Consider the following 13,521-nt stretch of genomic DNA (forward strand, 5'->3'; position numbering starts at 1 on the left):
ACGCGCCCGTGCTGCCCCGCTCCCCCGCAGGGAGAGGCACCCGCCGCATCATGAACGTTCGCCGCAGCGCAGCGGTCCTGGCCGCCGTCGCCGTGTTCGGTTCGGCCGCCGCCCCGGCCGCCTTCGCGGACACCGCGTCCCCGTCGCCCTCCGCCAAGCTGCCCTCCGGTCTGTACGGCGACGCGGACCCCAAGTTCGACGGGGTGTTCCGGCAGTCGTACGCCCTGCTCGCCCAGGACACGGCCGGTGTGAAGCCCGCCGCGAAGTCCGTCGACTGGCTCACCGGCCAGCAGTGCGCGAACGGCGGTTACGCCGCCTACCGCGCCGACGCGGGCGAGCCCTGTGACTCCAAGACGATGTTCGACAGCAACGCGACGGCGTCGGCCGTGCAGGCGCTCGCCGCGCTCGGCGGCCAGAAGAAGACGGTCGGCAAGAGCGTCGACTGGCTGAAGTCCGTGCAGAACCAGGACGGCGGCTGGGGCTACAGCCCCGGCATGGATTCGGACGCCAACTCCACCGGCATCGTCATCGGCGCGCTCGCCGCGGCGGGCGAGAAGCCGCAGTCGGTGAAGTCGCAGGACGGCAAGTCCCCCTACGACGCGCTGCCCGCCCTCTCGATGAGCTGCGGCAAGGACGGCGGCGCCTTCGGCCTCGCGGACGTCAAGTCCGGCAAGCTCTCGCCGAACGCGGACGCCACCGCGGCCGGTGTCCTCGGCGCCCACGGCAAGGGCCTGGTCGTGGACGCGGCCGAGAAGAAGGAAGCCGCCCCGAAGTGCGCGAAGGCCGACACCGCCGAGCAGGCGGCGGCGAACGGCACGGGCTACCTCCTGAAGACCCTCGCCAAGGGCGACGACCACCTGATGTCGTCGATGCCCGGCGCCAAGAACATGCCCGACCTCGGCAACACCGCCGACTCCGTGCTCGCGCTCGCCGCGGCCGGTCAGCCGGAGCAGGCCGAGAAGTCGGCCCAGTGGCTGGCGAAGAACTCCGCGCAGTGGGCCGAGAAGTCCGGCCCCGCCGCCTACGCCCAGCTGATCTTCGCGGCCCACGCCGCCGGCCTGGACCCGCGTGACTTCGGCGGCGCGGACCTGGTCAAGCAGCTGGGCGCGCAGGGTCCTGCCCCGGAGGCGACGGAGAAGGCCGCCGACGAGAAGAAGGACGGCGACGACGGCGGTGTGAGCATCTGGTGGATCATCGGCGTCGGCATGGTCGCCGGTATCGGCATCGGCTTCCTCTACAGCGGCAACAAGAAGAAGCAGCAGCTGTGACGCGGGGTCGCGCGCGGTGGGGGCGCCTGGTGATCGGGGCGCTCCTCACCGCCCTGCTCGGTGTCCTCACCGCCGCCCCCGCCCAGGCCGGTACCGGCTACCGCTACTGGTCCTTCTGGGACCGCGACGGCTCCACGTGGGTCTACGCGAGCCAGGGGCCGAGCACCGCGCGCCCCGACGACGGGGCCGTCCAGGGCTTCCGGTTCGCCGTGTCCGCCGACTCGAAGGACGCCGCGAAGCCGCGCGGCGCCGCGGACTTCGACACGATCTGCGCCAAGACCCCCGCCAAGGACGACCGCAAGCGGATCGCGCTGGTCATCGACTTCGGCACGCCGGGCGACGCCCCCGACGGGGAGAGCCCGCCGAAGGCGCGTACGGCCTGCGCGCGGATCGCGGACGACGCGACCAGCGCGGACGCGCTCGCCGCGGTCGCCAAGCCCCTGCGCTACGACAGCAACGCCCTGCTGTGCGCCATCGCGGGCTACCCGAAGTCGGGCTGCGGCGAGCAGGTCTCGGGCAACGGCGGGTCCGGCGAGACGGAGAAGAAGCCGGCCGCGAGCGACGCGGAGAGCGGCTCCGGCGGCCCCTCCGTCGGACTGATCGCGGGTGTGGCCGCCATCGCCCTGCTCGGCGGGGCCGCCGTCTGGCAGGCACGCCGCCGACGCGGCTGACCGCACGATGACCGATCAGCCGAGCACCGCTCCCGGTGCGCTGCGCAGGCGTCTGGCCCCCGCGGCGCACCGGAGCAACGCGCTGCACCCCGGCGCCTGGTGGGTGTGGGCGCTCGGGCTGGGCGTCGCGGCGTCGCGCACCACCAACCCCCTGCTGATCGGTCTCCTCATCGGGGTCGCGGGCTATGTCGTCGCGGCCCGCAGGACGTCGGCCCCGTGGGCGCGGTCGTACGGCGCCTTCGTGAAGCTGGGCCTCGTCGTGATCGCGATCCGGCTGGTCTTCGCCGTCTTCCTCGGCTCCCCCATCCCCGGTACGCACGTCATCGTGACGCTCCCCGAAGTGCCGCTGCCCGACTGGGCGAAGGGGGTGCGGATCGGGGGCCGGGTGACGGCCGAGGGGCTGCTCTTCGCGCTGTACGACGGGGTGCGCCTCGCCGGTCTCCTCATCTGCGTGGGCGCCGCCAACGCCCTGGCCAGTCCGGCGCGGCTGCTCAAGTCGCTGCCGGGCGCGCTGTACGAGGTGGGGGTGGCCATCGTCGTCGCGATGACGTTCGCGCCGAACCTGATCATGGATGTGCAGCGCCTTCGCGCCGCGCGGCGCCTTCGCGGGCGTGCGGACAAGGGCATCCGGGGGCTGCTCCAGGTGGGGCTCCCGGTCCTTGAGGGCGCCCTTGAGCGGTCGGTCGCGCTGGCCGCGGCGATGGACGCGCGCGGCTTCGGCCGCAGCGCGCCGGTTCCGGCCGGGGTGCGCAGGGCGACGGCGGCCCTGACTCTGGGCGGTCTGATGGGCGTCTGCGTGGGCACGTACGGCCTGCTCACCGCGGACGGCACGAGGTACGGCCTGCCCGTCCTCGCCGTCGGTCTCGCCGCCGCACTCGCCGGGCTCCGCCTCGGCGGCCGGCGCTCCGTGCGCACCCGCTACCGCCCCGACACGTGGGGCGTGCGCGCCTGGCTCGTCGCCGGGTCGGGCATCGCGGTGGCGGGCCTGATGATCTGGACCGCCTCGTACGACGCGGCCGCCCTGCACCCCGGCGTCGTCCCCCTGACCGCGCCGACGCTGCCGCTGTTGCCCGCGGTGGCGGTCCTGGTCGGCCTGCTGCCCGCTTTCGTGGCGCCGGTGCCGGCCGACTCCGCCACCACCCCTGTCTCCGCCCCCGCTCGCATCAAGGAGCCCTCATGATCCGCTTCGAGGATGTCTCCGTGACGTACGAAGGGGCCGCGGGGCCCACCGTGCGCGGGGTCGATCTCGCCGTGCCCGAGGGCGAGTTGGTGCTCCTCGTGGGGCCTTCGGGGGTCGGCAAGTCGACGCTGCTGGGCACGGTGAGCGGGCTCGTGCCGCACTTCACCGGGGGCACGCTGCGGGGCCGGGTGACGGTGGCGGAGCGCGACACCCGTACCCACAAGCCGCGTGAACTCGCCGATGTCGTCGGCACGGTGGGCCAGGACCCGCTCTCGCACTTCGTGACGGACACGGTCGAGGACGAGCTCGCGTACGGGATGGAGTCCCTCGGGCTCGCCCCCGACGTGATGCGCCGCCGCGTCGAGGAGACCCTCGATCTGCTCGGCCTGGCCGACCTGCGCGACCGGCCCATCGCCACGCTCTCCGGCGGCCAGCAGCAGCGCGTCGCCATCGGCTCGGTGCTCACGCCGCACCCCGAGGTCCTCGTCCTGGACGAACCGACGTCGGCCCTCGACCCGGCCGCCGCCGAAGAGGTCCTCGCCGTACTCCAGCGCCTGGTGCACGACCTGGGCACGACGGTCCTGATGGCCGAGCACCGCCTGGAGCGGGTCGTGCAGTACGCCGACCAGGTGCTGCTGCTCGCGGCGCCGGGCGAGCCGCCCGTGCTCGGCGATCCCGCCTCGCTGATGGCCGTGTCGCCGGTCTACCCGCCGGTGGTGGGCCTCGGCCGGCTCGCGGGCTGGTCTCCGCTGCCCCTGACGGTGCGCGACGCCAGGCGGCAGGCCGGCGCACTGCGGGAGCGGCTGGCCGGGGCCGAACCGCGCGAGGAGGTCACGGCCGTACGTCCGGCGGCGTCGGGCCGCCCGAGCCTCTTCCGGCGTACGAAGAAGACGGATGCCGCGGAAGCAGCCGCCGCGAGCGTCACGGGTCTGGCCGTGCGCCGGGGCCGGGTGGAGGCCCTGCGCCGCGTGGACCTCACCGTCTTTGCGGGCGAGACGGTGGCCCTGATGGGCCGCAACGGCGCCGGGAAGTCCACGCTCCTGTCCACCCTGGTGGGCCTGCTCGAACCGGCGGCGGGCTCGGTCCGCGTCGGCGGCGCGATCCCCCACCGCACCGGACCCCGCGAGCTGATCCGGCACGTGGGCCTGGTCCCCCAGGAGCCACGCGACCTCCTCTACGCGGACACGGTGGCCGCCGAGTGCACGGCCGCCGACCACGACGCGGGAGCGGAACCCGGCACCTGCCGCGCGCTGGTCACCGGGCTGCTGCCAGGCATCGCGGACGACACCCACCCCCGGGACCTCTCCGAGGGCCAGCGCCTCACCCTGGCCCTGGCGATCGTTCTGACGGCCCGCCCGCCGCTGCTCCTCCTGGATGAGCCGACCCGGGGCCTCGACTACGCGGCCAAGGCCCGCCTGGTCACGCTCCTGCGCGGCCTCGCCGCCGACGGCCACGCGATCGTCCTGGCCACGCACGACGTGGAGCTGGCCGCGGAACTGGCCCACCGGGTCGCGATCCTCGCCGACGGGGAGATCGTCGCCGACGGCCCGACCCCCGACATCGTGGTCTCCTCCCCCTCCTTCGCCCCCCAGACCACCAAGATCCTCGCCCCGCAGAAGTGGCTGACGGTCACGGAGGTACGGGACGCGCTCGACGCCGGGGGCGGTACCCCGTGAGCGGCTCCCCCGTGGCCCGGCAGGCGCGCCCCATCCGCCTGGGGCCGCGCTCGATCGGCGCCCTCGCGCTCGTCAGCGCGGTCGGTGTGGTGGCCTTCGGGTGGCCGCTGATCGCGGGCGGGGAGTCAGGGCTGAGCGCGCACGCCCAGGACGCGCCCTGGCTGTTCGCGGCGCTCCTTCCGTTGCTGCTCGCCGTCGTCGTGGCGACCATCGCCGACGTCGGCCTCGACGCGAAGGCCATCGCGATGCTGGGGGTGCTCGCCGCGGCCGGTGCCGCGCTGCGACCGCTGGGTGCGGGGACGGCCGGGATCGAGCCGATGTTCTTCCTGATGGTGCTCAGCGGCCGGGTGCTCGGGCCGGGGTTCGGGTTCGTGCTCGGCGCCGTGTCCATGTTCGCCTCCGCGCTCCTGACCGGCGGCGTCGGGCCGTGGATGCCGTTCCAGATGCTGTCCATGGGGTGGGTCTGCATGGGGGCGGGGCTGCTGCCGGGTCCCGACACCCTGCGCGGGCGCGGGGAGCTGTGGCTGCTCGCCGCCTACGGGGCCGTCTCGTCCGTCCTGTACGGGACCGTGATGAATCTGCAGGGCTGGCCCTACCTCGGCGGCCTCGCGACCGGCGTCTCCTTCGTGCCCGGCGACCCCGTCGGCGACAACCTGGGCCGTTTCATCGCGTACTGCCTGGCGACCTCGCTGGGCTGGGACCTCCCCCGCGCCGTGGTGACCGTCCTGCTGAGCCTCGCCCTCGGGCCCGCCGTCCTGAAGGCGCTTCGCCGGGCCACGCGCCGGGCCGCGTTCGAGGCCCACGTCACATTCGAGGGGCCGAAGGCGTAGGCGGCCGGTGGCTCTCTGTCGCCCGGAGGGGGCCTCGGCGGTGAGGCGGCCCACAGTACTTTGGTCCTCTACTAGGGCGGGCCGTAGCGGCGACTTGCTGACGCGCACGCGTCAAAACATGCGCTGACCTGCGGATTGAGAGCCAGGTCACACGAGGGACCTTCCGCGCACATGCGACATCCACTAGTAAAAAGGGTCATTGCGGAGACGTGGCAGCCCTGCTTCTCTGGATCGAGTCGCACCGCGCCGCCGGTCGCAAGGCCCCCGGCGCCGACGCATTCCTCCAGCCACATCCCCGTGGCCCACGGCATGCCCGCGACACCATGTCCCCCACGGAAGGCCACGCTTTGTCCGCCACGCTCCTGAGCCGTATCGCCACCCCCAAGAAGGCCCTCACCGGTGCCGCCGTGGCCGTCGCCACGACCGGCATGGTGTTCAGCGCGGGCGCGGCCCAGGCCGCGACCCCCACGGCGGCGAAGGCCGCGGCTCCGGCCGCCGCTCCCGCCGCGGCGCCCTCCTCGGCCCAGGCGATCGCGAAGAAGTTGATCCCGGACCCCGCTCAGTACAAGGCGTTCAGCAAGATCGTGGAGCACGAGAGCGGCTGGAACCCCAAGGCCACGAACGCCTCCTCCGGCGCCTACGGCCTGGTCCAGGCCCTGCCCGCCTCGAAGATGGCGTCGGCGGGCTCGGACTGGAAGACCAACCCCGAGACCCAGATCAAGTGGGGCCTCGACTACATGAACGACCGCTACGGCAGCCCGACCGGCGCATGGGCCCACTGGCAGGCCAACGGCTCGTACTGAGCCGAACCCCCTCGCGGCGCACCGGAAATCACCGGCTCCGCCGAGTTCGTCCTCAAACGCCGGACGGGCTGGATACCCCAGCCCGTCCGGCGTTTTCGGCTTACGGCCTACAGCCGCTGAATGATCGTCCCCGTGGCGACCGCCCCGCCCGCGCACATCGTGATCAGCGCGAACTCCTTGTCGCGCCGTTCGAGCTCATGCAGGGCGGTGGTGATCAGCCGCGCCCCGGTCGCCCCGACCGGGTGGCCGATGGCGATCGCGCCCCCGTTCACGTTCACCTTCTCCAGGTCCTGCTCGAAGACCTGCGCCCAGCTCAGGACCACCGACGCGAAGGCCTCGTTGATCTCCACGAGGTCGATGTCCTTCAGGGACATCCCCGCCTTGCCGAGCACCGCCCGCGTCGCGTCGATCGGGCCGTCCAGGTGGAAGTGCGGATCGGCGCCCACCAGCGCCTGCGCCACGATCCGCGCGCGCGGCCGCAGCTTCAGGGCGCGCGCCATCCGCTTCGACGCCCACATGATCGCCGCGGCGCCGTCCGAGATCTGCGAGGAGTTGCCCGCGGTGTGCACGGCGGTCGGCATCACCGGCTTGAGCCGCTCGAGGCCCTCCATCGTGGTGTTCCGCAGCCCCTCGTCCCGGTCGACGAGGCGCCACATGCCCTGCCCCGCGGCCTGCTCCTCCTCCGTCGTCGGGACCTGCACGGCGAACGTCTCGCGTTTGAAACGCTCCTCGGCCCAGGCGGTCGCGGCGCGCTCCTGCGAGATCAGGCCGAGCGAGTCGACGTTCTCCCTCGTCAGGCCGCGGTTGCGGGCGATCCGCTCGGCCGCCTCGAACTGGTTGGGCAGGTCGACGTTCCACTCCTCGGGGAACGGCTTGCCGGGACCATGCTTGGAGCCTGACCCGAGCGGCACCCGTGACATGGCCTCGACGCCGCAGCTGATGCCCACGTCGATGACACCGGACGCGACCATGTTGGCGACCATGTGGCTCGCCTGCTGCGACGAACCGCACTGACAGTCCACTGTCGTCGCGGCGGTCTCGTACGGCAGGCCCATCGTGAGCCAGGCCGTGCGCGCCGGGTTCATGGACTGCTCCCCGGCGTGGGTGACCGTGCCGCCCACGATCTGCTCGACGCAGTCGGCGTGGATGCCGGTGCGGCCGAGGAGCTCGCGGTAGGTCTCGCCGAGCAGATAGGCGGGGTGGAGATTGGCGAGCGCGCCGCCGCGCTTACCTATGGGGGTGCGTACGGCTTCGACGATGACAGGTTCCGCGGCCATGGGCGTCCTCTCCATCCACATCCCGCGCGAGTGTCCCGGCACCCACGCGGAGAACTAGTACGCGTTCTAGTTCTGCAAGCAGTCTGCTGAGCGCGACCCCGGCACCGCAAGGGGCTTGCACGCACCTTGCGCAGGACGCACACACAGTGGGGCCTCCCCTGCTCTTTGAGAGCTTGGGGAAGCGACCCCGGCACGGGCCTTGCCACTTGTAGAACCCGTTACTACCTTGCGGGGCATCTCCTGATGGACCGTCAGGACAGCTACAGAGCTGCCAGAACTGAACTCCTGGAGTTGCCGATGCCCTGTCCAGCGCTGCCCGACGGGTTCGACTTCACCGACCCCGACCTGCTCCAAGAGCGCGTGCCCCACCCGGAGTTCGCCCAGCTGCGGCAGACCGAACCGGTGCGCTGGATCGCCCAGCCGCCACGCATCTCGGGCTTCGACGACTCGGGCTACTGGGCCGTCACCCGGCACGCGGACGTCAAGTACGTGTCCACACACCCGGAGTTGTTCTCCTCCAACCTCAACACCGCGGTCATCCGGTTCAACGAGACGATCAGCCGCGACCAGATCGAGGTCCAGAAGCTGATCATGCTGAACATGGACCCGCCCGAGCACACCCGGGTCCGCCAGATCGTGCAGCGCGGCTTCACCCCCCGCGCCATACGTTCCCTGGAGGACGCCCTGCGCGAGCGCGCGGGCTCCATCGTCGAGACGGCCCTGGCGAACGCCGCGGCCGACGGCTCCTTCGACTTCGTCACGAACGTCGCCGTGGAACTTCCCCTCCAGGCGATCGCCGAGCTCATCGGCGTGCCGCAGGACGACCGGACGAAGATCTTCGACTGGTCCAACAAGATGGCGGCCTACGACGACCCGGAGTACGCGATCACCGAGGAGGTCGGCGCAGAGGCGGCCATGGAGATCGTCTCGTACGCGATGAACCTCGCCGCGGCGCGCAAGGAGTGCCCGGCCAAGGACATCGTCAGCCAGCTGGTGGCCGCCGAGGACGAGGGCAACCTGTCGTCCGACGAGTTCGGCTTCTTCGTGATCCTGCTCGCGGTGGCCGGCAACGAGACGACCCGCAACGCCATCACCCACGGCATGCACGCCTTCCTCACCCACCCGGAGCAGTGGGAGCTCTTCAAACGCGAGCGCCCCGAGACCACCGCCGAGGAGATCGTGCGCTGGGCCACCCCCGTGGTCTCCTTCCAGCGCACCGCGACCCAGGACACCGAGATCGGCGACGCGAAGATCAAGCGGGGCGACCGCGTCGGCATCTTCTACTCCTCGGCCAACAACGACCCCGAGGTCTTCGACGACCCGATGACGTTCGACATCACCCGCGACCCGAACCCGCACCTCGGATTCGGCGGCGGAGGCCCGCACTTCTGCCTCGGCAAGTCGCTCGCGGTCCTGGAGATCAACCTGATCTTCAACGCGATCGCGGACGCGCTGCCCGACCTTCGTCTGGTGTCCGACCCCCGCAGGCTCCGCTCGGCCTGGCTGAACGGCGTCAAGGAACTGCAGGTCAGCACCGGCTGACCCGCCGCCAGGGAGGCAGGGGCAACTCCACCCACGCCCTGCCCCTGCCTCCCCGGGTCTTTTTCCGCCGAAGCCAACTTCTCCGTTGCGTGACGCGTCTTGAGAAGTGAACCTTGCCTTTCCAAGACTTCGAACGGAAACGGTCGCCGTGGTCTCCGCAGGTCTCTCCGTCGCACCGTCGGGCAGCACACCCAATGAGCGGAAGACCTCCCTCCGCGGTTTCTGCCGACGCCACCGGATTCCGCTCGTCGCCACGCTGCCGACGCTTCCGCTGTACGCGGTGTGGGCGGCGTTTCTCGCCACCGGCGGCGGCGACCTGGCGGCTCAGGAGGCGTGGGCGCGGTTCGCCTCGGAGCATGGGGCCGCCGCGTACGGCCTGTTCTGGTACGGCGGCATGCACACCGCCAACTACAGCCTGATCTCCCCCTACTTGATGGCCGCCGTGGGCGTGAAGACCGTGACGGTGGTGTCGGGTGTCGCCGGTGCCTGGCTGGTCGCCGCGCTCGTCGAACGCACCGGGATGCGGCGCCCGCTGTGGCCTGCGGTGCTCGCCTCGTTCGCGGTGTGGTGCAACGTCGCGTCGGGGCGCACGACGTTCGCGCTCGGCATCGCCTTCGGGTTCGCGGCGTGCCTGGTGCTCGTGCGGGAGCGGCGGGTGGGGGCCGCCGTGGTGTGCGCGGCGCTCGCCACCATGTCCAGCCCGGTGGCGGGACTCTTCCTCGTGGTGGCGGGCGCCGCCTATGTCCTCGTACGCGACTGGGGGCGGGCCGCGGCGCTCATGGTGCCACCGGTGCTGGTCGTGGGGATCACCACCGCGCTCTTCCCCTTCTCCGGCGAGCACCTGATGCCGTTCGACCGGATCTTCCCGCCCGTGCTCTTCAGCCTGGCGCTCATCGTGGCGGCTCCGCGCGAGTGGCGCGTGCTGCGGTGGGGAGCCGCGGTGTACGCGGGCGGGACGGTCCTGACCTACCTCATCCCGTCCCCGATCGGCACGAACGTCGAACGCCTGGCCGAGCTGCTCGCGCCCGCCGCGCTGCTCGGGGCCCTGCTGATGCCCGCGCTGTCCCGCGTACGCCGCGGTGTGCTCGTCGTCGCGCTCGTGCTGTCCACGGCCTGGGTGGCGCAGAAGACCGCCGACGACCTGACCGTGTCGACGGCCGTGCCGAAGTGGGCCGCCGACACCGACGGCGTGGTGCGGGAGCTGGAGCGGCTCGGCGCCGACCGGGGCCGCGTGGAGGTCGTCCCGGCCCGCAATCACCGCGAGGCCACGGCCCTGGCGCCGTACGTGAACATGGCGCGCGGCTGGAACCGGCAGCTCGACATCGAACGCGGGCGCCTCTTCTACGACGGGTCGTTCTCGGCCACCACCTACCGGGCGTGGCTGGACAAGTGGGCGGTCGGCTATGTGGTCCTGCCGTCGGGCAAGCCGGACGGTTTCGCCGAGGACGAGGCGGCCCTGGTCGCCAGTGGCCCCAAGTGGCTCGAACCGGTGTGGCGGGACGCGCACTGGCGGGTGTTCCGGGTGAAGGACGCGGTGCCGATGGTGTCGAAGCCGGCGACCGTCGTGAAGTCCACCGGGTCGGCCATGGTGGTGCGCGTCCCCACGCGCGGGCCGGTGACGCTGCGCCTGGTGTACTCGCCGTGGCTCCGGGCCGAGGGGGCCTGCCTGGAGCGGCACGGCGAGTTCACCCGGCTGACGGTGTCCACGCCGGGCACGTACACGATCAGCTCGGGGTACGGTCCTTCGCCGAGTCCTTCGTCATGTCGATGACCGGCTTCGCGCCCGTGACCGGCTCCGCACCCGTGACCGCTTCGGCCCCCGTCGCCACCTCCAGGTTCCTGCCCACTCGGGGTCCTGCCAGGAGGTAGCCGATGCCGAAGCCCGCGCCGACGACGGCCGCGCCGCCCACCGCGTCCAGAATCCAGTGGTTGCCGGTGGCGACGATCGCGGCGACCGTAAACAGCGGATGCAGCAGGCCCAGCGCCTTCATCCACCACTTAGGCGCGAGGGCCACGATCACCACACCGCACCACAGCGACCAGCCGAAGTGCAGCGAGGGCATCGCCGCGTACTGGTTGGTGAGCGCGGTCAGCGTGCCGTAGTCCGGCTGGGTGAAGTCCTGCACGCCGTGGACCGTGTCGATGAAGCCGAGTTCGGGCATCAGGCGCGGCGGGGCCAGCGGGTAGAGCCAGAACCCGACGAGCGCGAGGAGCGTGGCGAAGCCGAGGGCCGAGCGCGCCCAGCGGTAGTCGGCGGGGCGCCGGACGTAGAGCACGCCGAGGACGGTCAGCGGCACCACGAAGTGGAACGAGGTGTAGTAGAAGTTGAAGAACTCTTCGAGCCAACTGACCTTCACCACCGCGTGGTTGACCCAGTGCTCGATGTCGATCCGCAGGAACTGCTCGATCGCGTGGACCTGCTCGCCGTGCTGCTCGGCGGTGGCCCGGCCGCCCGAGTTGGTGCCGCCCGTAGCTGCCAGGCGGGCCTGCTGGTAGGCGGAGTAGCCGACGCGGATCAGGAGCAGTTCGAGTAGGAGGTTCGGCCGGGTGGTGACCCGCCGCCAGAACGGGAGCAGCGGCACCCAGCTCCAGCGCGCGGGCGCGGGCCTGGCGTAGTCGGTCGGGATGGGCGCCTGGTACCGCGGGTCCGTACGGGAGAGGAACGGCACCACCGTGGCCGCGGCGAGCGCGGCGATCAGGACGACGTTGTCACGGATGGGCTCCACGACCGGCATGTTCGGCAGCATCATCTTCGCCGGCAGCGTCGAGACGAGGACGACGGCGACGGGCCACATGTACCGGTCGGACTGCTTCTTGCCGGCCCGGCCGACCACCGCGAGCAGCACCCACAGGAGCTGGTGCTGCCAGGTCGTCGGGGACACGGCGACGGCGACACAGCCGGTGATCGCGACGGCGAGCAGCAGCTGCCCGTCCTTGGCGTAGCGCACGGCCCGGCGCACGCCGAACCAGACGACGGCCGCGCCCAGGACCACGTACAGCCCGATCTCCACCGGCCCTTCGAGGCCGAACCGGAGCAGGGCGCCGTGCAGCGACTGGTTGGCGAGCCCGGCCGGACTCGCGCCGAGGCCCGCGCCCGCGAGGTGGTGTATCCAGTACGTCCACGAGTCGTGCGGCATCGCGGCCCAGGCGAGCGCGGTGATGGCGAGGAAGGTGGCGCCGGTGGAGGCGGTGGCCCGTCTGCGGCCGGTGAACCAGAAGAGGGCGGCGAAGAGCAGCAGCGTGGGCTGGAGCGCGGCCCCGATGCCGATGAGGACGCCGCTGGCCCGTTCCCCGCGGACCGCGAAGCACCCGAGCAGGACGAGGAGCACGGGGAAGATGCTGGTCTGGCCCAGATACAGGGTGTTGCGCACCGGGAGCGACAGCATCAGGAGGCAGATCGCGACGGGCGCGGCGAGCAGTGAGGTGCGCCGCGACACGGGCTGCGGCAGGGCGCGGGCGGCGACGAGGCCGAGGATCACGACCAGGATCAGCGTGCCGAACGTCCAGCCCCAGCCGAGCGCCTGCTCGGCCGCGCGGGAGAACGGTTTGAGCACGAGTCCCGCGAAGGGGGTGCCGGTGAACTTGTCCGCGTCGTAGAAGGAACCGTTCACATGCAGGACGCCGTCCGGGCCGATCCAGGTCTCCAGATCGATGAGCCGCTCGCCTTTCGGCGTACGCAGGACGACGGCCGCCTGTCGTACCGCGAGCACCGCGGCGATCAGCCAGAGGACGACACGGACCGCCCCGATCCGCGTCGTCGGTGCGCCGGGACCCCCCGGCCCAAAGGCATTTCCCGGTCCTCCGTGCTCGACATTCGCCACGCCCCGTCGGCCCTCCCGCCCGTTCGTCGTCTCCGCTCGGTCCCGACGTCCGGTCGGTCCCGAGAGTTCTTCGTCGGCCCCGAGGTGTGCGGTCGGACCCGAAGGGCTCGCGCCCCTTGGTGAGACGCGCGGCACCCTCATTTCACCTGGCAGCCACACCGCTTTCTACCGGCTTTTGCCCAGACTTCCCAACCAGCACGTTTTGTCCGTTTGACGATCAGGCCAACGACCCGCCCTTCACAGGCCGTCCACCTCATATCCATGGAACAACGACCCGGACCCCCGCGCGCGGTTCCTCGCGTGCGCCGCGACATAGATCACAAGTACGCCTTTCGGCCACCGCCAGGGGTAGATCCATTCGCCCTGCATAGCGCCACATTCCGGACAGTACGCGGCCGACCGGACACCGAACGTAATGGTGCCGTCTACACCTATGGTCGCTTGCGGGCCGCC

Annotated in this window: 10 protein-coding genes; 8 read left to right on the forward strand and 2 right to left on the reverse strand. The window is 71.8% G+C overall.

Annotated features, from left to right (window positions below; genetic code table 11):
* Positions 1–50 precede the first annotated feature (50 nt).
* The 6 genes from ACWFRU_RS02265 (at position 51) to ACWFRU_RS02290 (ending at position 6,428) form a co-directional block, all read left to right on the forward strand.
* A complete protein-coding gene (locus tag ACWFRU_RS02265; protein WP_453683844.1) occupies positions 51–1,268 on the forward strand; it encodes a prenyltransferase/squalene oxidase repeat-containing protein in 1,218 nt (405 codons plus the stop codon).
* Positions 1,265–1,939 (forward strand): SCO2322 family protein, encoded by a 675-nt coding sequence (locus ACWFRU_RS02270; RefSeq protein ID WP_453683845.1) that lies wholly within the window; start codon positions 1,265–1,267, stop codon positions 1,937–1,939. The genes ACWFRU_RS02265 and ACWFRU_RS02270 overlap by 4 nt, the downstream gene beginning before the upstream one ends.
* Before the next feature lie 7 nt (positions 1,940–1,946).
* Positions 1,947–3,119, forward strand: a complete 1,173-nt coding sequence (locus tag ACWFRU_RS02275) for an energy-coupling factor transporter transmembrane component T (RefSeq protein ID WP_453683847.1) — start codon at positions 1,947–1,949, stop codon at positions 3,117–3,119.
* Positions 3,116–4,795: an ABC transporter ATP-binding protein gene (locus tag ACWFRU_RS02280; RefSeq protein ID WP_453683849.1), complete on the forward strand. Its 1,680-nt coding sequence runs from the start codon at positions 3,116–3,118 to the stop codon at positions 4,793–4,795. Before ACWFRU_RS02275 ends, ACWFRU_RS02280 begins: the two co-directional genes overlap by 4 nt.
* A complete protein-coding gene (locus tag ACWFRU_RS02285; protein WP_453683850.1) occupies positions 4,792–5,625 on the forward strand; it encodes an ECF transporter S component in 834 nt (277 codons plus the stop codon). Before ACWFRU_RS02280 ends, ACWFRU_RS02285 begins: the two co-directional genes overlap by 4 nt.
* A 347-nt stretch (positions 5,626–5,972) precedes the next feature.
* Positions 5,973–6,428 carry an aggregation-promoting factor C-terminal-like domain-containing protein gene (locus ACWFRU_RS02290; protein WP_453684495.1) on the forward strand — a complete coding sequence of 152 codons (456 nt, stop codon included), beginning with the start codon at positions 5,973–5,975 and terminating at the stop codon, positions 6,426–6,428.
* Between the two features lie 107 nt (positions 6,429–6,535).
* Here ACWFRU_RS02290 and ACWFRU_RS02295 read toward each other — a convergent pair whose 3' ends face one another.
* Positions 6,536–7,705: a steroid 3-ketoacyl-CoA thiolase gene (locus ACWFRU_RS02295; RefSeq protein ID WP_453683852.1), complete on the reverse strand. Its 1,170-nt coding sequence runs from the start codon at positions 7,703–7,705 to the stop codon at positions 6,536–6,538.
* Positions 7,706–8,002: 297 nt separating this feature from the next.
* Here ACWFRU_RS02295 and ACWFRU_RS02300 point away from each other — a divergent pair, with 297 nt between their 5' ends.
* Both ACWFRU_RS02300 and ACWFRU_RS02305 read left to right on the forward strand, forming a co-directional pair.
* Positions 8,003–9,247 carry a cytochrome P450 gene (locus ACWFRU_RS02300; protein WP_453683854.1) on the forward strand — a complete coding sequence of 415 codons (1,245 nt, stop codon included), beginning with the start codon at positions 8,003–8,005 and terminating at the stop codon, positions 9,245–9,247.
* Positions 9,248–9,395: 148 nt separating this feature from the next.
* Entirely contained in the window at positions 9,396–11,018 is a 1,623-nt protein-coding gene (locus ACWFRU_RS02305) for a hypothetical protein (RefSeq protein WP_453683856.1), read from the forward strand.
* On the opposite strand, the gene ACWFRU_RS02310 is transcribed toward ACWFRU_RS02305, so the two are convergent.
* Positions 10,972–13,068: a bifunctional glycosyltransferase 87/phosphatase PAP2 family protein gene (locus ACWFRU_RS02310; protein ID WP_453683858.1), complete on the reverse strand. Its 2,097-nt coding sequence runs from the start codon at positions 13,066–13,068 to the stop codon at positions 10,972–10,974. The two genes, ACWFRU_RS02305 and ACWFRU_RS02310, sit on opposite strands and share 47 nt — an antisense overlap.
* Positions 13,069–13,521: the final 453 nt, after the last annotated feature.

It is taken from the genome of Streptomyces sp. NPDC055099 (assembly GCF_053607685.1).

Coding starts and splice junctions, on each gene's coding strand:
- ACWFRU_RS02265 (WP_453683844.1), top strand. CDS start 51: ATGAACGTTCGCCGCAGCGCAGCGGTCCTGGCCGCCGTCGCCGTGTTC.
- ACWFRU_RS02300 (WP_453683854.1), top strand. CDS start 8,003: ATGCCCTGTCCAGCGCTGCCCGACGGGTTCGACTTCACCGACCCCGAC.
- ACWFRU_RS02295 (WP_453683852.1), bottom strand. CDS start 7,705: ATGGCCGCGGAACCTGTCATCGTCGAAGCCGTACGCACCCCCATAGGT.
- ACWFRU_RS02280 (WP_453683849.1), top strand. CDS start 3,116: ATGATCCGCTTCGAGGATGTCTCCGTGACGTACGAAGGGGCCGCGGGG.
- ACWFRU_RS02275 (WP_453683847.1), top strand. CDS start 1,947: ATGACCGATCAGCCGAGCACCGCTCCCGGTGCGCTGCGCAGGCGTCTG.